Genomic DNA, 20,008 nt, shown 5'->3' on the forward strand with positions numbered 1-20,008 from the left:
GTTCATCATTTTGTCAAAAATACTGCATAAAAAAACCACTATTAAGCTACACCTTAATAGTGGTCGTATACGTATTATACGCGAAATAGCATAAAAAATGAATAGCTTTACTGAAACAATAGGGAAACAAAGACAATCGAGCAAATAATTCCGATTAAATCTGCAAAAAGACCTACTTTTAATGCATCTCCCATTTTTCTAATACCAACAGCTCCGAAGTATACTGTTAAAATATAAAAAGTCGTATCTGTACTCCCTTGCATCGTAGAAGCTAATCTCCCAATGAATGAGTCTGGCCCATATGTAGCAATTAAATCAGTCGTAATACTTAGACCAGCAGAACCTGAAATAGGACGTATTAGTGCTAATGGAACGATTTCTGCTGGAACGTGAATTAAATCTAGCATTGGCTTCATTACTGATATCATTGCATCTAGCGCACCTGACGATCGGAATATAGAAATAGACACAAGCATTCCAACCATAAACGGTAAAATGGAAATTGCAATTTGAATCCCTTCTTTTCCTCCCTCAACGAACGATTCATACGTCGGCACTTTCTTTATCGTGCCATATAAAAGGATAAAACCAATTACACAAGGGATTACCCATAAGGAAATTGTATTTACAATACTCATTTTTTCCGCCCCTTTCTACTCCTTCTTCGGTAAAAATAGCGGTCAATCCAAATTGCTCCAATCATAGAAAGTACTTGTGCAATAAATGTTACCCCAACAATTTCAGTAGGATTGGCTGATTCATATGTCATTCGAATTGAAATGACTGTCGTAGGAATTAATGTAATAGCTGATGTATTTAATGCTAGAAACGTCACCATAGAACGGCTCGCCGAATCCTTTCCTCCATTTAACTCTTTTAGTTGTTCCATCGCTTTAATACCAAGAGGGGTTGCTGCATTACCTAGACCAAAAAAGTTTGCCATCATATTTGATAGAATAAATCCCATGGACGGATGATCCTTTGGTATTTCTGGAAACAACCTTTTTACTATCGGCATAAAAAGTGAAACTAATTTTTTTAACAATCCGGCTTCCTCTGCAATTTTCATTAAACCAAGCCAAAATACTAAAACACTAATAAGTCCTATACAAATCGTTACTGCATCTTTTGCTCCGTCAAATACAGCCTTATTCACTTCTTCCATCGTTCCATTTATCATGGCGTATACAATCCCAATGACAGCCATCGCTACCCATACGAGATTAACCATTGTTCCCAACACCTATCATGTAAGAAAAAATTTCTTTCACATTATTCCAGTAAAGTCCCGTTGTAGCTACTAACTTCCGTTTACTATAAAATAAATTCCGTTCTCCAACTTTCTCATTGCCAACATAAACATCTGTCTTTCCAACCTTTACTCCATCCTCAAGCGTTATACTTTTATCCAGTTCAACTTTTAATAATACGTTCTTTCTTTCCTCTTCAGTTAACGGCACGGAAAAACTATTTTTCGTATAAACATGGTTGGCATACTTCTTTTCATTTATTTCAGCAATTGCTCCTTGTCCTAAAACTTTCGTTTGCTTGAAACGTTCAAATCCTTTATCAAATAGATTCATATGATCATCCCAATCACTAGAAGCACTCAAAGTTACGACAATTAAATCTAGTCCATCTTTTGATGCCGTTGTAACAAGCGTTCTTCCTGCTTTCTTCGTAAAGCCTGTTTTTCCTCCTGTTGCAAATTCATAATAAGACGTTACCAACTTATGTTTATTTTTCCACGGGTAATCCCAAGAATCGGATTTATACGTTTTTGTTCCAAAGATTTTTTTAAATGACTCGTTTCCCATTGCATACTTCGTTAATAACGCCATATCGTAAGCCGACGAATAATGTGATCCATCTCCATCTAAACCATGAGGGTTTGAGAAGTGAGTATCTTTCATTCCAATTTCTTTCGCCTTTTCATTCATTAAATATACGAATCCATCTATACTCCCACCCACACTTTCAGCAATTACTTGCGCTGCGTCATTACCAGATCTAAGCATGAGTCCGTATACTAAATCTTCTAACTTCACTTTTTGTCCAGGCTTTAAATAGATTGCTGATCCTTCCACCCTCACCGCTTCATTGCTAACTGACACCATTTCTTTCATCTTCCCTGATTCAGCAGCTAACAAGGCAGTCATAATTTTTGTTATACTAGCAATTTTTTGAGGTTCATGTTCTGCTTTTCCGTATAATACACGACCAGACTGTTGCTCCATTAATACAGCATTTCGAGCACTGACATTGCTGTTCATCTTTGCATATGTAGGAATCGGCATAACGCTTGCGTACATAATAAGAAGCGTAATGATTACACAAATTCGTCTCATATTTCCCCCCACGTCCTTTTGGCACTTTTTGTACAAGTGTATGCTTGGCCTTTTAAAATATGAACGAAATCTTCCTTCTGCTTCCATTAAAAAAGACGCAGAGAATTTGCGTCTAATATGGTGTCCATTCAATTTGTTTCGCAGTTTCAAACCTTTTTTCTACATCAGGCCAATTTACAACATTCCACCAGTTTTTAATATATTCATCTTTTCGATTTTGGTATTGTAAATAATACGCATGTTCCCAGACATCTAGTACAAGGAGTGGTATCGTATCCCATTGTGTAAATAATTGATGAAGTGTACTTTGCAAAATTTCTAACCTTCCAGACCGGGGCACCCAAACGAGAATTGCCCAGCCTGAACCTTCTACTTTAGAGGCCGCTTCTGTAAAATGTTTTTGGAAACGTAAAAAGCTCCCAAAATCTTGTTCGATTTGTTGTGAAAAAGCACCTCTTGGACTCCCACCACCGTCTTTTTTCATGTTATTCCAAAATATCGTGTGTAAGTAATGACCTGACCCATGAAAAGCCGCTTCTCTTTCCCAATGCTTAATTAAATCAAATTGATTTGTTTTTCTCGCTTCTTCCATCATCTTCTCTGCTTTATTTAATCCTTCCACGTAACTCCGATGATGTTTATCATGGTGTAACATCATAATTTCTTTAGAAATATAAGGTTCTAACGCATTATACGGATAAGGTAATGGCGGGAGTGTATGTCCTCCAATTGGAACAGCTCGTTCGCTATCCCCTCTTTCATATAATTCATATTCCTCTTCTTCTTGCATAAATACTTCCTGCAAGTGATGCTGAATATGTTCTACATCATCACTTATTTCATACATAAACTCTGCATCTGTTTCATACTCATGCTCTTTCATACGCTCTAACAACGCCTGAATTTTATAAGCAAGCATATGGACATCATACACTTCCATTGCGCGGCTATCTAATACGTGAAGAACACTTTCACACCAATTTTCTACTTCATGAAAGTAATCTGTAAATACACCTTGCTGATTCATGTTGCACCTCCCTAATGCTATCCACTTAACTATATTCAATGAAAATCCCTTATATAACTGTACAAAAGGAAAAGAAGCTAAGTCACCTTAGCTTCTTTTCCGCAATCAATATTTGTGTAACATCTTTGTCTGATAATCCGTCTCATAATATTCTAGTTCTTCACGCATCAATTGAAATTTACCTTCTAAACTCTTCATCACTTGCCCCAAAGATGCAGGTGGTGTTTGTTGAAAAACGATAGAATTTTTTCCTGTATATGCAGACCGACTATTTTCATACCAATAATCACTCTTTGGTGAAAAAAACTCTGCAATTACTTGATGGTAAATCTTATATAAAATTTTTTCAGCTGCTGTTTTTCGAAATGGCTGACTATTCAACAAAACAAAACATGCATCATGTCCTTCTTCGCAAAAAACGAGAAGTCGTCTCATTGATGCTAATAACCCTTTATAATATTGCTCATTCCCTGCTGGTGTTTCCTCTAATAAAGAAGGCAACGTATGATAATTTACATAATTGGTTATCAAATTAATAGCATCTTCTAAAAATATAGAAACTTGTTCTGTTTGATTTTCAACCATCAAATTAGACATTTTTTCTCTCTCCTTTGCCATTTCACGCTATTTCTACTCTTTTATTTTTATGTAATTCAGCCAATATTTCTTGTACTTTCGACACCGTTCCCTCATCAAAATATTGTTGAAATTCTTCCAGGTTATTTAAATACAAACGTTTTTGCGCACGAAGTTCCCTATCCTTCACTAAACAACATATCGCTACAATATCGCGCAAATATATGTTTTGTTCTTCTACTTTATACACTGGATTTCCTTCAAAAGGAGTAATTTCTTGTAAAACTTCTTCAAAATATCGAACGTATAAAACCGAAAAAGTTTTCTCTTTATCATTTAATATATATGTCACTTCAGATCTGTTAAAAAAATCTTCTGATGTATTAGGTTTCGCCTTTTCTAACTCATATCCTACATAACCTTTTATAATCATATACTCCCCTCCACCTTCTTTCATCTTATTCTAACTTAATTTTCTGATAAACAAAATATTCTTTTAAATATACCTATATAAAAAATAGCTCCCCTATACAGGAATTTACCTTTTTATTTTTCTTGAAGTTTGTCATAATAATATTATTGTCTCAGTTTTCTTATACAAGGAGAGTTGTATTTATGTCGTTTTCATGGAAACGTTTCTTACAAATCGGGAAAATTATCTTCCCATTTGTTGTATTAACAATTGTATTCTTTCAAGCAAAAAAAGAATTAGCGGGCATTTCTTTTTTAGAAGCGATTGATACAATTAAAAACATTCCAACTGGAGGAGTCTTTTTAGCAATTACACTTGGTGCATTCGCTGTATCAACAATGTTCTTTTATGACTATGTTATGCTTCGTTACTTAAAAGCTGATATCCCTGTCCAAAAGATTTTCCGTATCTCGTGGATTGCTAATACTTTAAATGGATTTATCGGGTTTGGTGGTCTAGTTGGAGCTGGCGTACGCACAATGCTTTATCGTCCATACATAAAAGAAAATGGAAAACTTATTAAAAGTATCGCTTGGATGACAACTGCCTTTATTAATGGATTAGCCATTCTTTCATTTCTTGGTCTTATCGGAATATTAGACACGAGATTTATTTTGCATGAAAAACCATGGCTATGGCCTGTTCTTATCTTCTTTGCTCTTTTCGTCCCTATATATATCGGATTTTCTAAATTAAAAAATAGAAAAGCGATGCAAACAGAGGGACAAGAAGAAGAGGAGAAAAACCCAACTGTTTTATACTCATTAGTTTCATTAGTCGAATGGGTATCTGCTGGTATTGTTATGTACGTCATATTACTATTATTTGGCATTGAAATCGAATTCCAAAAGTTTTTAGGCGTATATGTCATTGCTGCTTTAGCTGGTGTCGTTAGTCTTGTTCCTGGTGGTCTTGGATCATTTGATCTTGTCTTCTTAACTGGGCTTGGGCAATACGGCATCGATACAGGTGTTTTGCTTCCTGCTATGTTATTATATCGTCTCGTCTATTACATCTTACCATTCTGCCTTGGTCTCATTTTTGCAGCTTTTGAAATGACAGGAGTAGCCATTAAAAAGTTTGAAGATAAACCCTTTATTGCGCCTGCATTAGAGACAACTGGTGTTATATGGACTTTGCAGCGTGACTTTCTAGGAAAGTTAGGTTCTTGGGCATCTGCTGCTTTAACAGTATTTGCTGGCTTAATGGTTATTTTATCAACTATTCTACCGACAAGTATAAATCGGGCACACGCCTTACATATTCTAGCTCCAAAACATCTTATTCAATTTTCTTTTAGCTTATCGCTAACATTCGGTATTCTCCTCCTCATTCTTTCACGAGGGATATATTACGGAACAAAACGTTCTTATTATATGACGATTGTTTCTTTAATTGGAGCGGCTATTTTTAATACACTAAAAGGAATTGATGTTGAAGAAACTTTTATTTTATTAATCGTACTCGCTGTATTGTATATGCTTCGTAAAAGGTTTGTACGTGAGAAAATGGAAGTCTCACTTTCCGATATCGTAAAAGTTTTTATATTCCTACTTGTAACGTTATATTTATATAAAAACTTAGGTATTTTATTTGCAAGTGCAAAAGAAGCTTTCCAACCTGATTTTGTCGTTCGTAATATTACACAAGTGAAACGAAGTGCATTAGCAGCTGCCTTTTTTGTTCCTACTTTTTTACTAATTGGTTCACTCATTGCAAATCGTTATCGAAATGAATTTCCCGGGCAACCAGCTAATGATAAAAGATTACAAAACTTCTTAGATGAACATGGTGGAAATGTACTTAGTCATTTAGGTTTTTTAGGAGATAAACAGTTCTTTTTCAGTAGTGATGGAAAAGCACTCATTCTCTTCTCAATAACTGGAAAACGACTTATTGTACTAGGTGATCCAATCGGGGACCCTTCCTCCTATCGTACTGTATTGCAAGAGTTTTTAGCTGAGGCTGATCGATTTGGATACATTTGTGTATTCTACCAAATTGAAAGTAAATGGATGAGTTTATATCACGATTTTGGTTATAACTTCTTTAAGCTCGGTGAAGAAGCTGTTGTTGATTTAAATACATTTACAATAACAGGAAAGAAACGCGCTGGCATGCGAGCTACTTTCAACCGTTTTGAAAGAGAAGGCTATACATTCTCTATTCATGAGCCACCTTTCTCAGACGAATTATATGAAGAGTTAAGAAAAGTTTCAGATGCATGGCTTGGTGGAAAAAAAGAGAAAGGTTTTTCACTCGGATACTTCGATCGTGAATATATTAGTCGCGCTCCCATTGCAACATTATCTGATGCGGATGGAAAAATTATTGCATTCACAACATTCATGCCCGTATATCAAAACGGATCATTATCTGTCGATTTAATGCGATATTATCCAGATGCGCCTAGCGGCATTATGGACGCAATTTTCATCCACTTATTCCAATGGGCAAAAGAAAATGAATACCACTCCTTTAATATTGGTATGGCACCACTTTCAAATGTTGGTTTATCCACACAGTCTTTCTGGTCTGAACGAGTGGCTGCTGCAATCTTTAATAACGTTCGTTATACGTATAGTTTCAGCGGATTACGACATTTTAAAGAAAAATATAAACCAGCATGGAGCGGTAAATATTTAGCATTTAGGAAGAATCATTCTTTACCAATTACAATGCTCTCTGTAACAAAATTAATAGGAAAAAGAAAAAACAGCTAAATTCTTAGCTGTTTTTTCTTTTTTGAACTTGTACAATAAATTCTTTTTCATATTTCTTACCATTTATATAGAAATTCCCCCACATTTTATACGTACCCTCGGCAGGAAATGTAATACGGTATTGTAATTGTTCATCCGTATCCACAGGCATAGCGTATAAAAAGTTCTCCTTCGTTTCATCCACGATATAGAGTGACTCTACTTCTCCTCTCTCTGAATGTAATTTCAATTTTTCACCCTTTTTCGCTTGAAACTGAAATGTTAACGTAACTGGTTCATTCGGATGTAATGCGCCAAATAAAAGAGAAACTTCATACTCCCCTATTTTTTTTGTAAGTACACTGTCGATTGGAAATTTCACTTTTTTCTTATTGTTCTCCTCTTTCGTTCTACCAAAATCTTTCCTAGCGAATGACTCTACGGACTTATTTTTATCTTCGTATAAAAATATCGTATATTCTTCATCTTTCGCTATTTTGGAAGATAACTTATATGACCCGTTCCCTGCAAATGTAGGTTTAATTTGTTGTATGTGTTTTAACTGTCCATCTACAATCACTGCCCGTATTTGATCATTTACACCACGAATTTCATTATTCTTTTTGTTTAACAACTGAAATACAATATCTACTTTCTCATTTCCCTTTCCATTTGACACATCCCACTTTACTTCCTGAACATCTCCTACAGTCTCTTCGTTTTCTTGATATTTTTTTATGTAAAATCCTCCTGCCACAATAAGTACTAACGCAATAAGCCCAATGACAAGATTTTTCAAAACATCACCTACCATTTTTATTGTCTCTGTTCACATAAAACTTCTTAAGCTATATATTCTAGATTATGATTTATGAAATCCTCCTATTTTGCACATATTACAAATAATAAAAAGATTTTAATTGAAAGGATTCGTAGTGTATAATGCAAATGATATTGATTTCTATCAATACATTATAAGGAGGACTTTTCATGAGTGTACATATCGAAGCAAAACAAGGCGAAATCGCTGAATCTATTCTATTACCAGGTGATCCATTACGTGCAAAATATATCGCTGAAACATTTCTAGAGGATGTTACTTGCTATAATAACGTACGTGGTATGTTAGGTTTTACTGGAACTTATAAAGGAAAACGTGTATCTGTTCAAGGTACAGGTATGGGTGTTCCTTCTATTTCTATTTATGTAAACGAATTAATCCAAAGCTACGGAGTTAAAAATTTAATTCGCGTTGGCACTTGCGGTGCAATTCAAAAAGATGTAAAAGTTCGTGATGTTATTATCGCAATGACGGCTTGTACTGATTCTAATATGAACCGTTTAACATTCCCAGGATTTGATTTCGCACCAGCTGCAAACTTTGATCTTTTAAAGAAAGCTTACGATGCTGGAACTGAAAAAGGATTACACGTTCGTGTCGGTAACGTCTTAACAGCAGATGTGTTTTATCGCGAAAGCATGGACATGGTTAAAAAACTTGGAGATTACGGTGTATTAGCAGTAGAAATGGAAACAACTGCTCTTTATACATTAGCAGCGAAATACGGCGTAAATGCATTATCTGTATTAACAGTTAGCGATCACATCTTCACTGGCGAAGAAACAACATCTGAAGAGCGTCAAACTACATTTAACGAAATGATTGAAATCGCTTTAGATGCAGCAATTCAACAATAATACACTAAAGAACTTGTCATACGTCTGGCGAGTTCTTTTTATGTGACTTTTTATAAATAACTATTTTATAAAGAGACAGATTTCTCCCCTCTACTTTATTGTAACGTTTGTTATAATAAAGTGAAACTTTAATCAGTGGTTTTTTTCCATCCCCCACTGATTATTAGTTGAACCAATCAGGCTTTTACGGACAGTTGATCTCCCACCTAACTCCCTTGTATTCGCCGAATTTTGAAGTGGAAGTCTTATTGCCCGAGCGGGATAAAGAAATCATTTACAGTATTTCTCATAAGAGGTGACGCAGTGAAAAACAGAAGTATCGTCTTTAAACTATTTTTATTAACATCAACTTTATTTACAATAATATTCCTACTTTTTTTCCTAGGACAATCTCTATTTTTAGAGAAATTTTATATTAATAAAAAAGTAAAAACAGTTCAAACTGCTTTTGAAAAATTCGTAGATAATTATGACAAAAGTGATAAAAGTTATGAGAAAGTTAGAAAACTAAAACAAGAATTTCATGATAAAACAAATGCCGATATGCAGTTTTTGGATTCTAACGGTATTATTAAAAGTGATAACAATTACTATATCGATGTATTTAATCCCAACAATAATAAACAGTATTCCATTCCACTCAATAACCTTTTAACACCAGAAGAATATAATAAATTCGAAAATTTAGGTTTAAAAAAAGATGTAATAATTAATGTTGATGGAGTCGTACAAGAGAATAATATTATTACACCACAAAAATTAGGAACGAATTATAATCAATGGCAAAACGAACATTTCTATTCGGATTTTCAGTCAATTAATGGTAATCCTTCTAAGAATAGACTTGCAAGCCGATACAAATCTACAACTCGTATCGTCTTTACAGGTGTTATAACTAAGTTACAGCTCCCATCAAAAGCTGAGGTTCGTCTTGCAAATGATATTGAAACATTACAAGCCGTTCAATATTTTGCAGATATTATTAGAGATGGCACTTCTAACTCGAACCAATTAAACACTTTCATATTAGATGGCGGCGAAAATATAAAAAATAGTATCTTTGTAAAGCCGATTATAGAAAACGGAAAGATTACAGAATATGCTTTTGCGATAGCGTCTTTACAACCCGTTAATGAAGCGATGCTAGTTTTAAAAGACTATTATGTTTATGCCTTAATCATCGTGTTTCTCGTTATTATTTTGTTATCCTTCTACTACTCAAAAATCATTGTTAAGCCATTAATTAAAATGAATCGTGTTACAAAAAAAATGGCTAATTTTGATTTCAGCGAGAAATTACCTGTTACAGCCGACGATGAAATTGGTGGGCTTTCCGGCAGTATCAATACATTATCTGTAAATTTAAAAGATCGAATCGATCGATTAAATGTTGCCAATACAAAGTTACAACAAGACATTGAACGTGAACGTCAATTAGAGAAAACAAGAAAAGAATTCATTTCTGGCGTATCACACGAATTAAAAACACCACTGAGTGTAATTAGAAGTTTTGCAGAAGGTATTAAAGATGGTGTTAGTAAGGATACTTCGTATTATACTGATGTTATTTTAGAAGAAACAGAAAATATGAACAGGCTGATTGTTGAAATGTTAGAATTAGCAAAGTTAGAATCTGGTACTTACAAACTAGATATGACGACGTTCTCAATTGGTGAATTAACGCAACAAGTCTATACAAAATTATTATTTAGCATGGAAGAAAAGCATCTACAAGTGAACGTCGATGCAGACCCTTCTATACTTGTTAAAGCAAATCGTAGCCGTATTGAGCAAGTAGTTGTGAACTTACTAAGTAATGCCATCCGCTATACGCCGGATGGAGAAAAAATACAAGTCTCCATTATAGAAGCAGAAGATACCGTAAAAATCGAAATCGAAAATACAGGAAACCCTATCCCTGAAGAAAGTCTTGAAAAAATTTGGGATCGCTTCTATCGCCTAGATGCATCACGTAGCCGTCACACCGGAGGTACCGGTCTCGGATTATCTATTGTAAAAAACATTTTAGACCTCCATCATGCCGAGTACGGTGTGTATAATACGACTAACAGTGTTGTATTCTATTTCAATTTACAAAAAGTAAAAGAAGTCAAATAATTTGTCTTAATTTCACTAGGAGTTCACATGAAATTCACACTCTCCCTTTATAGTAAGAAACAAGTTAATCCTTTCCTTTACACATATAAAAGAGGAGAGTGCGTGAAATGAAACAAGCAGGACAACCTATTCAAAATGAAAAACAATTAGAAACTATCAAAAATATACTTTTACAATCTTCGAAACGTGATGGCTTATTATTCGTATTAGCTGTAAATTCTGGCTTAAAAGTAAGTGAAATCTTACAATTAAAAGTTAGTGATGTAATCGATGAAAATGAAAATGTTCGCCATTCCATTTTATTTTACAATGAAAAAGTGAAGAAACATAAATGGTTTGCTGTAAATGAAGACTTACAGCACGCAATCGAAGACTACATGAAAGAACGTAAAACTTGGAAACGTAATGAACCATTGTTAAAATCTCAAAAAGGAACAAAATCTATTACGAGACAACATGCATGGTACATTTTAAACAAAGCTGCAAAAGAAGTTGGATTAGAAGGGATTAGCTCACATACACTTCGAAAAACTTGGGGTTATTGTGCATACAAATCAGGTGTTGATATTGCATTTTTACAACACTTCTTTGATCACAGTACTCCATCAAAAACTTTAAAGTATATCGGTATTGCTTAATAACTCTTATACATAAAAAAGGTTACCATTTGAAAATTTGGTAACCTTTTTTATATTTCATATTCTCTTTTCTTGTCTCTCCTATACTGTAGTGGTACTCTAATAATAAGGGGGAGAAATTATGAACACACTTACAATTGAATTACCAAAAGAAACGGCTGAAAAACTTGATTTATTAAAACAAGCTTACGAAAAGAAAACAGGTGCTTCTATCTCTGAGAGCACTCTCGTGCAAACACTTATCTCAAAAGAATTTATCCAGGCGATAACTCCTTTTGATTTACAACAATTCATCAACGGAAAAGAACAGCATTAATGCTGTTCTTTTTTTATCTCTATTTAAAATATACAAAGTTTTTTATATATTTTTAGAAAAACCATTGACAATGATAATGATAACCATTATCATTTATTATGAAGCCAACAATTGATGAATCAACCAAACGCTCAGTAACATTGTTACCCCTCTTTTTCATATAGAAAGGCACTGTACATTCCCCCTGTTTGTACAGTGCCTTTCTTGTTTATTATCATTCAAAAAAATTTAATTGCTCCGGCTTCGGCTCACCATATGTAATGTTCATCATTTTCATAAGCTGTTTCGCATTATCTGCTGCATCCCCACCTGAATTGTTGTTAAACAGTACGTATATATCCTTTGTTTTCTTTTTTAATTGCTCTAGTCGTTCCACCCATTCTTCCAGTTCTTTATTGTTGTAGCGATATAAACAACGAACCGCTCTCCAATTTTCCCCTTTATCAAGCCAACCATGAACATTTCGACCGTGAAAACGTATTAATGCCATGTTTGAATTCGTAACCTCTAATACGAGTGGCACAGAACCTATCCCAGCCTGTGGTTCATCACAAATTGTATGAACCCATTTCTCCTGTTCTAGAAACTGTAACGTCTTATCTCTCATTTCTGGATAAAACCATGTTTGATTTCGAAATTCTATTGCACATGGTAAACCTTCCATTTTTTCTTTCGTATATCGAAGAAAATCTACATTTTTCTTTTTGCAATCAAACCATGGTGGATATTGAAATAAAATTGTTTTTAATTTATTAGCTTCTATTAAAGGAAGAATGGACTGCTTATACACATCAAACATCTCATCAAACGTAGAAAAAGGAAATTCCCCTTTCATATGTCCTGTCATTCCTTGATACGCTTTTACGACAAAAGAAAAATCTTTCGGCGTTTCCATTGCCCATTTTATATAATTTCGTGCAGGTTGCATCGCGTAAAATGAACTATCCACTTCCACAATAGGAAAATACTCACTATATGTTCGTAATTTATTTCTATTTTCATAGGAATCTACGTATAAAGAATCATGATCTCCCCATCCTGTCACTCCAATGAACAGCACATATATTCCTCCCTTTTTAACTTTATCTTCTATTCACTCCCCAAACACTTTTGCTAATCAATTTCATTAAGTGGCCCTTTCTTTAAGAGTATCCTTATTAAAATATGATATACTATATGGAAGAATTTTTAAAATGAGGGGTTATTTATTTATGCTTCCAAACGATGCTACTGTATCTCATGAAAAACGAATTGAAGAACTAGAAAATAAAGTGCGTTTTTATGAAGAACTTGTAAATCAATTACCACATCATTTCACATACAAAAATCCACATATTGGTTTACAAATAAAGAAAACTAGAGCAACTCATTCCATTCAAGAAATACCAAAAGAGAATAAAGAGGCTCATTTTCAACTTACTTGTGATTCATTATTCTTATTTGAACAACTTGAAAAACACTTTGTACATATTTTTGATGCCTTTTCACATCATGTAACCTTTGTCGATAGTAAAGGGAATATTACTTTATGTAATCAAGTTGCCGCAGATGATTTCGGTGTAATACGAAATGATATTATCGGAAAACCGATTCAACAATTACTAAGCTTGCCGGAAGAAAAAATTAAAGCGATTGAAACATTAAGAACGGGAACAGAAATATATAATGAAGAAGTTTTAGACAAAAACTATGGCATTATAAACAACCGAATTATTCGCGATTATAACGGGGAGATTTTTAGGGTTATTAGTGTCTTTCATTATTTAAACACAGAGCGTGATGCAGAGAAGTTTTCGTTAGCAGGACGAATCGCAGCCGGAATTGCACACGAGGTACGAAACCCTCTTACGACAGTACGAGGATACTTACAATTTTTACAAGAAAGTGTTTCTCCATCAAATAAAGAGTTATTTAAAAGCTTACTTATCCCTGAATTAGATCGTGCAAATAGTATTATTACAAAATTTTTAGCCATTTCAAAAACACGTGAATTTACAAGAGAACCGTTTCCTATTAATACATTTTTATGCGACTATATTCAACAGTTACTAGCTAGTGAAGTCTTCTTGCATAACATTTCAATTGATTATAACTTTTCTAATGAATTAGATGATATTTTAGTCAATATTGATCGACATGAACTTGTTCAAGTATTTTTAAACCTATTTCAAAATGCCGTCGATGCTCAAGGCGAAAAGCCTCTTTCTATTCAAATCACTAGTTATCGCCTAGATAACTTCGTTCGGATTACTTTCACAGACAATGGAATTGGTATTCCTCTAGCTATTCAAGAATATATCTTTGATCCATTCTTCTCAACGAAGGATTCGGGGACAGGACTAGGCTTATCAGTAACAAAAAAAATCATCCAAAATCATAACGGTACGCTCAAAATGACTAGTGATCCAGACGGTACAACCTTCACTATTTCTATTCCGATTTTACCTAAAGTAAATCGTGAAGCAATTAACTTATAAAATGAGAATGCTGTTCTATTAACTCCCTTTAATTGTTAAGCACACTCTAACAATTAAAGGGAGTTTTTTAAAACATATAGATTTTTCTCTACTTCTTTATTGTTCGTGTTAGGTAGGTAAACTTCTTATTTTTTGAGAAATAGTAGTTTGTCCATCACGAATTTAATTTAAATTTCATTATAATATATAGTAACGACTATTATTCTATGAAAGAAAGGAATGCAAAGATAAACAACAAAAATAAAGGGAAAGTATTTTATGGTAATGATTGTTGCGAAGTAAGAGCTTGTAGTTATATCAACATCTCTAAGTCCGAACTTAAATAATTTGTTAGACTTCTTCAAGCTCTCGGCCAAGCTATTCAAGCTGTCTTAGTTCAATATGGATCTGGTTCCTAGGTGGAGGCGCTACTGGACCAGCGGGTACTCCGATTCGGGTAACTATAGCTGCAATAGGAAACTCCAATGCTCAAACAATATCAACTGGAATTAATATTCAATTAAATCAAGTTTTTGAAATAAATAATATTAACTTTAATGACACTACACATACTTTACAGGCGTATATGATATTAGTTTCTCGGCATCTACAACTTTCCCAGGCTCTTCACCGTTTGGATTCGGTATTTCATTCAATGGCCAACCACCTACTCGTAATTTTTCAACTAATGTTATCGGTAGTGCTGTTTCTTTCTCTACAATTGTTACTTTACAAGCTGGTACAACGATTTCTGTACAACCTACAGCAAATACTATTTCTATTCCTAACACGGGCGATACAACTGCGACACTATCTGTACTCCGAATTTACTAACCACAATTTCCGATAATATTTTGGGAGGACTAAACACATTTATAAGTAATAGGTGTGATTTTGATTGTCTATTAAATCTCTCTTTTAATAAAAAGGAGCACTTATTTGGGAGGATAAGTGCTCCTTCTTTACGTTTCTTTACCTCAAATTTACTCTATCTTAATCCTCATTTTGTATGATAAATAATGAAGTCAAAGATATGAAAGAGGGGATGAAAAATGAGAGTTATGTCACCGATACGCATTTGGATTGCTCTTATGATATGCATTATTTTATGTGTAGGGTTTTTTTTAACTCTAAAATATTCTACTATTTCAAAAGCAGAGAGAAAAACAGTTCCATACACACTTTTGTATACGAAACAAAACAACATCCTTTATTCCAATTCCACAAATAATGAAAAAAAAGTTATAAAAGGAATGCTTATTACGAAAGCTTCTAGTTACGAAACTCTACTTCAAATTACTGAAACGATTAAAGATCAGTATACAAATAAAGGAATTGATGAAATCACGCTGACTATCCATAATGAAAATAATGGTAGTTATGAAGAAGAATTACCATACGAACCGATTAGTAAAGGAACAATAATCATCACATACGATTCTCAATCCTTTGGCAGTACCAACATTACTCTTAATGAATAGTAGCATTTACCCCACTAATTATGAGCTCACTTCATTTTTCACATGAGAAAGAGGCGAATAACGAAATTCGCCTCTTTCTTTTACCATAACGATGGAATCCACTCTTTTACTTTATTAAACCACTCTTGCTGTTCTTTTTTCCTTTTTTGTTCTTCTTCTTGCCTTTTCTTTTCTTCTTCTTTTCTTCGCTTTTCTTCTTCAATTGTTTGCAATTGTTTTTTATAGTCCGCCTCAGATATTAACGACAATTGGAACGCTTTTTGGGCTGGGTTTGCATTTGCTTTTTTCATGATATCCCGGAACATCGTCGTTGTAATTTGACTACCACCTGGAACATAATGCTCGCTATCTGTTTTGTCATATCCTACCCAAACTGCACCTACTAAATCTGGTGTGTATCCTACAAACCACGAGTCCTTTGCCCCTACGCTCGGGCCATTTACAAGTTGAGTAGTCCCTGTCTTCCCTGCTGTATCAACATTAGTAACTTTCGCTTTTCCACCTGTTCCCTTTTCTACAACACCTTTTAATAAATACGTCATCTTTTGAGCAATTTTCTCACTCGTCACTCGTGTCTCTTTCTTATACCATTTCCCTATTATTTCCCCTTCAGCATTTTGAACTTCTCTAATTGCATGAGCCTCTACTTGAACCCCATCATTAGCAAATGTACTATATGCTTGGGCCATTACAAATGGTGATGTCCCTACATGCATCCCACCTAAAGCAATTGGATACGTACGGTCTTCTGGTACTAACGGAATACCAAATCGCTCTAAAGATTTCAATCCTTTATCTAATCCTATTTGTTCTAATAGCCACACAGCGGAAACATTATACGACTTTGCTACCGCTTCATACATTGTCACATTACCATGAAAGGCCTGATCACTATTTTTCGGTTCATATTCTTTAATATGAAATGGTTCATCTTTTAATATATCGTATACTTCATACCCTTGTTCTAAAGCGGGTACATATACAGCTAGAGGCTTTAATGTTGAACCTGGCTGTCTTTTTAATTGCGTAGCATGATTAAATTGTAAAAACTGATATGGTCCTCTACCTCCAACTAAAGCTGGAACACCGCCTGTTTTTGGATTTATAAGGACTACACCCGTTTGCATAAGTTGATCTGAGCCACTATCTTTGAAATAACTATCATTATTCACAACACCTTCTACAGCTTGTTGTTTTTTCGGATCAAGCTCTGTATAAATACGATAACCACCTGCTAAAATTTCATTTTGTGTTAATTCATACTTATCCATCGCTTCTCTAACTATATAGTCTACATATTGGGAGTATTTACCTTTGTATTTATCATCAACCCCACGTTTTAATACAAGGCCTGACTCTTTTTCTTTATTGTATTGCTCTTCAGAAATATATCCTTGTTCCTTCATTAAACTTAATACGACATTACGTCGTTCAATTGATTTATTAAAGTTTTTATAAGGAGAATACGCAGACGGCGCTTTAATTAAACCTGCAATCGTTGCAGCTTCTGAAATTGATAAATCTTTTACCTCTTTATCAAAATAAGATTTAGCTGCCCTCTTTATTCCCCAAGCACCTTCCCCAAAATAAATTTGATTCATATACATTTCAATAATTTCATCTTTTGTATAAGTACGTTCTATTTTTTTGGTTAAAAAGTATTCCTTTATTTTACGAGAAAATGTACGATCTTGTGTCAGAAATACATTCTTTGCAAGCTGCTGTGTAATTGTACTTCCCCCTGCTACAACTTCTCCTGCTGTAATATTTTTAAAAACTGCACTTATAATTCCACTATAATAAATACCATGATGGTTAAAAAAACCCTTATCTTCTACTGCAACAATTGCCTGAACCATAATATCAGGAATATCTTTTCTTTTAACACCTTCTGTTTTCGAAGAAGCTAATTTAGTTGCGACCTCATTATTTGCATCATAAATTAAAGTCGGTTGTGGAACAGCTTGTTTTAATTCAGATATGTCTTGAATGGATATTATTATATTTATAGCAATAAATAGAGTAATGAGTACACTTCCCAATACAATTAATGAATTACGAAGTTTCTTCCTCTTATTGAACCACTCAAGCATTTTTTTAAAATGAGTGTTCTTCAATTTCATTCGTTCACTTCCTTCATTTATTTACACTCTTCTTTTTAAAAAGAAGAATATACCGCCTTTTAAATTTACTATAATAACGTAGTCATTCCTATAGTGTAAAGCTTTTCTTTTACATTCATACTTTTTGCAAGAAAAGGACATTCTACAAGTAAGATATTCACTATTGGATATTAATATTATTAATAGAACAACGAGAGTTATGTTAAGTTTTTGTAAACTTTTCGATAAAATGTTTTAAAAAACGACAGTTTTTTGTTAGAATTGATTAGCCAATATATTTTACATATATTACTTTTGTGGGGGTAACAATAATGGTCTTTAAATCAAAAAAAGATAAATTTTCTGAAATGTTAATGAATGTTTCCGAAAATTTAAAAGAAGGCGCGCAGTTTTTCGTGGAGTATAAAATTAAAAATGCTAGCGATTTAAAAGAGTTTTCTATGCGCATGAAAGAGTATGAGTCAAAAGGTGACTCATTTATTCACGAAATCATTATGGAGCTAAACAAAGCGTTTATTACTCCAATTGAACGTGAGGACATCCTACAACTTGCAATGAGTATGGATGATGTATTAGACGGATTAGATCACAGTGCTGGTCTGTTCGAAATGTATTCTATTACAGAAGCTGATGAATACATGATTAAATTCGTGGAAGCAATCAATCAATGTGCGATTGAGATTGCAAACTCTGTTGAACTACTGTCTAAAAAGAAGTTAGTCGACATTCGTACGAACGCGATTAAGATTAAGGATTACGAATCACAATGCGATGATATTCGTCGTCATGCGATTAAGCACTTATTCTCTCGTGAAAAAGATCCGATTAAGATTATTCAATTTAAAGAGATTTACGAAGAGCTTGAAGAAGTAGCTGATAGCTGTCAAAGCGTTGCAAACGTATTAGAAACAATTATTATGAAGAACGCGTAAGGAGTTTGATCATGGATACACTCTTGATACTGACCGTTTTAGTAGTCATTTGCGCTTTAGCTTTTGACTTTATCAATGGATTTCACGATACAGCAAACGCTATTGCAACGGCTGTTTCAACGAAAGCTCTAAAGCCTAGACATGCAATTATTATGGCAGCTATTATGAACTTTTTAGGTGCAATGACATTTACAGGTGTAGCAAAAACGATTACAAAAGATATCGTTGACCCATTTGCTTTACAAAATGGTTCTCTTGTAATTTTAGCTGCTTTGCTTGCGGCGATAGCATGGAACTTAATTACTTGGTACTACGGTATCCCAAGTAGTTCTTCGCATGCAATTATTGGCTCAATCGCAGGTGCAGCCATTGCTGCTGCTGGTATTAGCTCATTAAACCTTAAAGGATTCATTAAAATTCTTGAAGCTTTAATCATTTCACCAATTATCGCTTTCGTTATTGGTTATATCGTTTACAGTATTTTTAAAGTGGTCTTTAAAAACTTTAACTTAACGAAAACGAATAAAAACTTCCGTATATTCCAGATTTTCACTGCAGCATTACAAGCCTATACACACGGTACGAATGATGCACAAAAAGCAATGGGAATCATTACGATGGCTCTTATGGCTAATAACTATCATACTTCTAGCGATATCCCGTTCTGGGTACAATTATCTTGTGCTATCGCAATGGGACTTGGTACTTCTGTCGGTGGATGGAAAATTATTAAAACTGTCGGTGGACAAATTATGAAAATTCGTCCTGTAAATGGTGTAGCTGCCGATTTATCATCATCACTTGTTATTTTCGGTGCAACATTCATTCACTTACCGGTTAGTACGACGCACGTTATCTCTTCTTCTATTTTAGGGGTTGGTGCTTCTCACCGTGTGAAGGGGGTAAAATGGGGAACTGCAAAACGTATGTTAATTACATGGGTTATTACACTTCCTATTTCAGCTTCTTTAGCTGCTCTGTTTTACTACCTATTACATTTTGTTTTCTAATCAAAAGTCGTCTTCCTTATTTTTCTAGGAAGACGACTTTTTTGTGAACAAGCCTATTTCTCATTAAAAAGCGTGTATAATAATTGGTGGATAAGTTATTTAGAGGAGTTG

Annotated in this window: 18 protein-coding genes and 1 pseudogene; 10 read left to right on the top strand and 9 right to left on the bottom strand. The window is 34.1% G+C overall.

Annotated elements, in window-relative coordinates:
* Nucleotides 1–107 precede the first annotated feature (107 nt).
* From spmB to N2V92_RS27485, 6 genes are all read right to left on the bottom strand, one after another.
* Complete coding sequence (gene spmB, locus N2V92_RS27460) at nucleotides 108–638, bottom strand: spore maturation protein SpmB (RefSeq protein WP_000029514.1); 531 nt, start codon at nucleotides 636–638, stop codon at nucleotides 108–110.
* Entirely contained in the window at nucleotides 635–1,231 is a 597-nt protein-coding gene (spmA, locus tag N2V92_RS27465) for a spore maturation protein SpmA (RefSeq protein WP_000247810.1), read from the bottom strand. The genes spmB and spmA overlap by 4 nt, the downstream gene beginning before the upstream one ends.
* Nucleotides 1,224–2,348, bottom strand: a complete 1,125-nt coding sequence (locus tag N2V92_RS27470) for a D-alanyl-D-alanine carboxypeptidase family protein (protein WP_001252627.1) — start codon at nucleotides 2,346–2,348, stop codon at nucleotides 1,224–1,226. The genes spmA and N2V92_RS27470 overlap by 8 nt, the downstream gene beginning before the upstream one ends.
* 112 nt (nucleotides 2,349–2,460) lie before the next feature.
* Entirely contained in the window at nucleotides 2,461–3,375 is a 915-nt protein-coding gene (locus N2V92_RS27475) for a superoxide dismutase (protein ID WP_001075736.1), read from the bottom strand.
* Nucleotides 3,376–3,480: 105 nt separating this feature from the next.
* A complete protein-coding gene (locus N2V92_RS27480; protein WP_000067555.1) occupies nucleotides 3,481–3,972 on the bottom strand; it encodes a YpuI family protein in 492 nt (163 codons plus the stop codon).
* Nucleotides 3,973–3,994: 22 nt separating this feature from the next.
* Entirely contained in the window at nucleotides 3,995–4,384 is a 390-nt protein-coding gene (locus tag N2V92_RS27485) for a hypothetical protein (RefSeq protein ID WP_000584359.1), read from the bottom strand.
* 182 nt (nucleotides 4,385–4,566) lie between these two features.
* Between N2V92_RS27485 and mprF the strand changes: the two genes are divergently transcribed.
* Nucleotides 4,567–7,146 carry a bifunctional lysylphosphatidylglycerol flippase/synthetase MprF gene (mprF, locus tag N2V92_RS27490; protein ID WP_000010842.1) on the top strand — a complete coding sequence of 860 codons (2,580 nt, stop codon included), beginning with the start codon at nucleotides 4,567–4,569 and terminating at the stop codon, nucleotides 7,144–7,146.
* Nucleotides 7,147–7,150: 4 nt separating this feature from the next.
* On the opposite strand, the gene N2V92_RS27495 is transcribed toward mprF, so the two are convergent.
* On the bottom strand, nucleotides 7,151–7,939 hold the full coding sequence (locus tag N2V92_RS27495; protein WP_000232602.1) for a hypothetical protein: 789 nt from the start codon (nucleotides 7,937–7,939) through the stop codon (nucleotides 7,151–7,153).
* Nucleotides 7,940–8,115: 176 nt separating this feature from the next.
* Here N2V92_RS27495 and deoD point away from each other — a divergent pair, with 176 nt between their 5' ends.
* From deoD to N2V92_RS27515, 4 genes are all read left to right on the top strand, one after another.
* Nucleotides 8,116–8,823, top strand: a complete 708-nt coding sequence (gene deoD, locus N2V92_RS27500; RefSeq protein ID WP_000110707.1) for a purine-nucleoside phosphorylase — start codon at nucleotides 8,116–8,118, stop codon at nucleotides 8,821–8,823.
* A 303-nt stretch (nucleotides 8,824–9,126) separates the two neighbouring features.
* Nucleotides 9,127–10,941 (top strand): sensor histidine kinase, encoded by a 1,815-nt coding sequence (locus N2V92_RS27505; protein WP_000797506.1) that lies wholly within the window; start codon nucleotides 9,127–9,129, stop codon nucleotides 10,939–10,941.
* 107 nt (nucleotides 10,942–11,048) lie between these two features.
* Nucleotides 11,049–11,579, top strand: coding sequence for a tyrosine-type recombinase/integrase (locus tag N2V92_RS27510; RefSeq protein WP_000806236.1), 531 nt, complete (start codon nucleotides 11,049–11,051; stop codon nucleotides 11,577–11,579).
* 121 nt (nucleotides 11,580–11,700) lie between these two features.
* Nucleotides 11,701–11,895 (top strand): DUF3924 domain-containing protein, encoded by a 195-nt coding sequence (locus N2V92_RS27515; RefSeq protein ID WP_001094856.1) that lies wholly within the window; start codon nucleotides 11,701–11,703, stop codon nucleotides 11,893–11,895.
* 214 nt (nucleotides 11,896–12,109) lie between these two features.
* Here N2V92_RS27515 and N2V92_RS27520 read toward each other — a convergent pair whose 3' ends face one another.
* Nucleotides 12,110–12,955, bottom strand: a complete 846-nt coding sequence (locus N2V92_RS27520) for a DUF72 domain-containing protein (RefSeq protein WP_000897362.1) — start codon at nucleotides 12,953–12,955, stop codon at nucleotides 12,110–12,112.
* Nucleotides 12,956–13,106: 151 nt separating this feature from the next.
* Here N2V92_RS27520 and N2V92_RS27525 point away from each other — a divergent pair, with 151 nt between their 5' ends.
* The 3 genes and pseudogenes from N2V92_RS27525 to N2V92_RS27540 all read left to right on the top strand — a co-directional run bounded on the left by N2V92_RS27525 (nucleotide 13,107) and on the right by N2V92_RS27540 (nucleotide 15,832).
* Nucleotides 13,107–14,372, top strand: coding sequence for an ATP-binding protein (locus tag N2V92_RS27525; protein ID WP_000937233.1), 1,266 nt, complete (start codon nucleotides 13,107–13,109; stop codon nucleotides 14,370–14,372).
* Nucleotides 14,373–14,578: 206 nt separating this feature from the next.
* Nucleotides 14,579–15,185 (top strand): annotated as a pseudogene (locus N2V92_RS27535) (Gly-Xaa-Xaa repeat protein).
* 218 nt (nucleotides 15,186–15,403) lie between these two features.
* Nucleotides 15,404–15,832 carry a hypothetical protein gene (locus N2V92_RS27540; RefSeq protein WP_001265587.1) on the top strand — a complete coding sequence of 143 codons (429 nt, stop codon included), beginning with the start codon at nucleotides 15,404–15,406 and terminating at the stop codon, nucleotides 15,830–15,832.
* An 80-nt stretch (nucleotides 15,833–15,912) separates the two neighbouring features.
* Here N2V92_RS27540 and N2V92_RS27545 read toward each other — a convergent pair whose 3' ends face one another.
* Nucleotides 15,913–17,955 carry a transglycosylase domain-containing protein gene (locus tag N2V92_RS27545; RefSeq protein WP_044797922.1) on the bottom strand — a complete coding sequence of 681 codons (2,043 nt, stop codon included), beginning with the start codon at nucleotides 17,953–17,955 and terminating at the stop codon, nucleotides 15,913–15,915.
* A gap of 311 nt (nucleotides 17,956–18,266) precedes the next feature.
* On the opposite strand from N2V92_RS27545, the gene N2V92_RS27550 reads away from it, so the two are divergent.
* Together N2V92_RS27550 and N2V92_RS27555 are read left to right on the top strand one after the other, a co-directional pair.
* Nucleotides 18,267–18,887 (top strand): DUF47 domain-containing protein, encoded by a 621-nt coding sequence (locus N2V92_RS27550; RefSeq protein ID WP_000231445.1) that lies wholly within the window; start codon nucleotides 18,267–18,269, stop codon nucleotides 18,885–18,887.
* An 11-nt stretch (nucleotides 18,888–18,898) separates the two neighbouring features.
* The gene (locus N2V92_RS27555) at nucleotides 18,899–19,897 is read left to right on the top strand and encodes an inorganic phosphate transporter (protein WP_000380276.1); all 999 of its coding nucleotides are present in this window, start codon (nucleotides 18,899–18,901) and stop codon (nucleotides 19,895–19,897) included.
* Nucleotides 19,898–20,008: the final 111 nt, after the last annotated feature.

It is taken from the genome of Bacillus sp. CH_48 (genome assembly GCF_038008465.1).
Lineage (GTDB): Bacteria > Bacillota > Bacilli > Bacillales > Bacillaceae_G > Bacillus_A > Bacillus_A thuringiensis_S.